Here is a 2586-nt window from a genome sequence, read left to right on the forward strand (position 1 = left end):
CGTCCGGCTGCCCGACGCGCAGCGTGCACCCGGCGAGCGCCGTCGGCGCCACCAGGGCGGCCAGCCCGGACGCGCCGCCGAGCAGCACCGCGCGGCGCGTCGTGGACCCCCCGGCGGGCCGCTCGTCGGCAGGCACGACGCCGATCCTCGCACGGCCCGGATGTGGGTAGGGTTGAGGTCTCGGCGACGACGTCGCCGACCACTCGAGAACAGCGGCAGGAGGCACCGGTGGCCAGGCAGGACTCGGCAGGCGGGGCGACGGCGCAGTCCGTGCGCCAGGCGCTCGGACCGGTGGTCGACGGCCTCGGGCTCGTGCTCGAGGACGTCACGGTCACCCCCGCCGGCTCGCGGCGGGTGCTGCGCGTGGTCCTCGACGTCGCCGACGAGAGCGCCGACGAGGGCCTGTCGCTGGACGCGGTCGCCGAGGCCTCGCGCGAGATCTCGACGGCGCTCGACGCGGACGACGTCATGGGCGCCACGCCGTACGTCCTCGAGGTCAGCTCGCCCGGCGTCGACCGGCCGCTCACCGAGCGCCGGCACTTCCGGCGCAACCTGCGGCGCACCGTCGAGGTGACGCTGGCCGACGGCAGCGCCGTCACCGGCCGCATCACCGCCGCCGACGACCACCTCGTGCTCGCCGTCCCGGGTGCCAAGAAGGGCATGCCCGCCAAGGACCGCGAGCTGGCGTGGGACGACGTCGAGCGGGCGCTGGTGCAGGTGGAGTTCAAGGCCCTCGACGAGAGCGGGGAGTGACGTGGACATCGACCTGACCGCCCTGCGGCTGCTGGAGCGCGAGAAGGAGATCCCCGCGGGGGTGCTCATCGCCGCCATCGAGCAGGCGCTGCTCGTGGCCTACCACCGCACCGAGGGTGCCCACCCGCACGCGCGCGTCGAGCTCGACCGCAGCTCGGGCCACGTCGTGGTCTGGGCCCGCGAGACCCTCGACGACGGCACCACCCGCGAGTACGACGACACGCCCGAGGGCTTCGGCCGGATCGCGGCCTCGACCGCGCGCCAGGTGATCCTGCAGCGCCTGCGCGACGTCGAGGACGAGGCCGTGCTCGGCGAGTTCCGCGGCCGCGAGGGCGACGTCGTCGGCGGCGTGATCCAGCAGGGCACCGACCCGCGCACCGTGCTGGTCGACCTCGGCACCGTCGAGGGCGTGCTGCCCCAGACCGAGCAGGTCCCCGGCGAGCAGTACGTGCACGGCGAGCGGCTGCGCTGCTTCGTCGTCGCGGTGCGCAAGGGCGCCAAGGGCCCGCAGATCCAGCTCTCGCGCACGCACCCCAACCTGGTGCGCAAGCTCTTCGCGCTCGAGGTGCCCGAGATCGCCGACGGCAGTGTCGAGATCATGGCGCTGGCCCGCGAGGCCGGGCACCGCAGCAAGATCGCGGTGCGCACCGGGGTGGCCGGGCTGAACGCCAAGGGCGCCTGCATCGGGCCGATGGGCCAGCGGGTGCGCGCGGTGATGTCCGAGCTGCACGGCGAGAAGATCGACATCGTCGACTGGGACGACGACCCCGCGGCGTTCGTGGCGCACGCGCTGTCGCCGGCCCGGGTCAGCGAGGTCGTGGTGGTCGACCGGGCCGCGCGCTCGGCCCGCGTGGTCGTGCCCGACTACCAGCTCTCGCTCGCCATCGGCAAGGAGGGCCAGAACGCCCGCCTGGCGGCCAAGCTCACCGGCTGGCGCATCGACATCCGGCCGGACACCCAGCCGTCGGACGAGCAGCCCGAGGAGCAGCCCGGCGAGCAGCAGGACGCCGCACCGGACGCAGCACCGGACGCAGCACCGGACGCAGCACCAGACGCCGAGGGGTCGTGACCGCGGCGAGCGACCCCGGCGCCCGACGCGGTAGACTGGACGCGATCGAGCCCCAGCGGCGGTGCGCAGGATGCCGTCGTCAGGGGGGTCGGTCCGTCCTCCTGCGGTTCGCCGTGGCCGAGGTCGACGGTGAGCCCACCGTCGTCCACGACCCGCGCCGGGCCCTGCCGGGGCGCGGCGCCTGGCTGCACCCGGACCCGGACTGCTGGACCCTCGCTCAGCGCCGCTCGGCGCTGACCCGGGCCCTGCGCACCGGGGCGAGGGTCGACCAGGTCGGCATCGCCGCAGCGATGAGCACCACCAGCACAGCACCTCGTACGTCACCGTCACCGTCGGCGGCGACCAGAGCAACCGGAAGCGGGTCAGAACGCTGATGAGCACCCGATGAGCACCCAGCGATGAACACCCCCCAGCACTAACGACGGTCCGCGCCTGCTCTGGCTCGGACCACAGACAGGGAGAGACGTGGCAAAGGTCCGGGTCTACGAGCTCGCGAAGGAGCTCGGAGTCGAGAGCAAGGTCGTCATGACCAAGCTCAACGAGATGGGCGAGTTCGTCCGGTCGGCGTCGTCGACCGTCGAGCCCCCCGTGGTGCGCCGCCTGCGCGAGCAGATGCCGGCCGCCGAAGCCGCCGCACCGGCCAAGAAGGCCGCGGCGAAGAAGACGACGGCCAAGAGGGCCGCCCCCGCCCCGGCGGCGCCCGAGGCGCCCGCCGAGGCGCCCGCGGCACCGGCCGCGCCGGCTGCTCCGGCGGCCGACACCCC

4 protein-coding genes are annotated in these 2586 nt (G+C 74.6%); all 4 read left to right on the top strand.

Annotation, left to right across the window (positions count from 1 at the left end; translation table 11 throughout):
• Positions 1–228: 228 nt before the first annotated feature.
• The gene (gene rimP / locus ACYVJ4_RS18210) at positions 229–753 is read left to right on the top strand and encodes a ribosome maturation factor RimP (RefSeq protein ID WP_460461493.1); all 525 of its coding nucleotides are present in this window, start codon (positions 229–231) and stop codon (positions 751–753) included.
• 1 nt (position 754) lies between these two features.
• Positions 755–1822 (top strand): transcription termination factor NusA, encoded by a 1068-nt coding sequence (nusA, locus tag ACYVJ4_RS18215; protein ID WP_460461494.1) that lies wholly within the window; start codon positions 755–757, stop codon positions 1820–1822.
• 113 nt (positions 1823–1935) lie between these two features.
• On the top strand, positions 1936–2196 hold the full coding sequence (locus ACYVJ4_RS18220; protein WP_460461495.1) for a YlxR family protein: 261 nt from the start codon (positions 1936–1938) through the stop codon (positions 2194–2196).
• 91 nt (positions 2197–2287) lie between these two features.
• The coding region (locus tag ACYVJ4_RS18225; protein WP_460461496.1) for a translation initiation factor IF-2 N-terminal domain-containing protein at positions 2288–2586 on the top strand (299 nt) is incomplete at its 3' end.

The sequence above is a fragment of the Angustibacter peucedani genome (genome assembly GCF_054779595.1).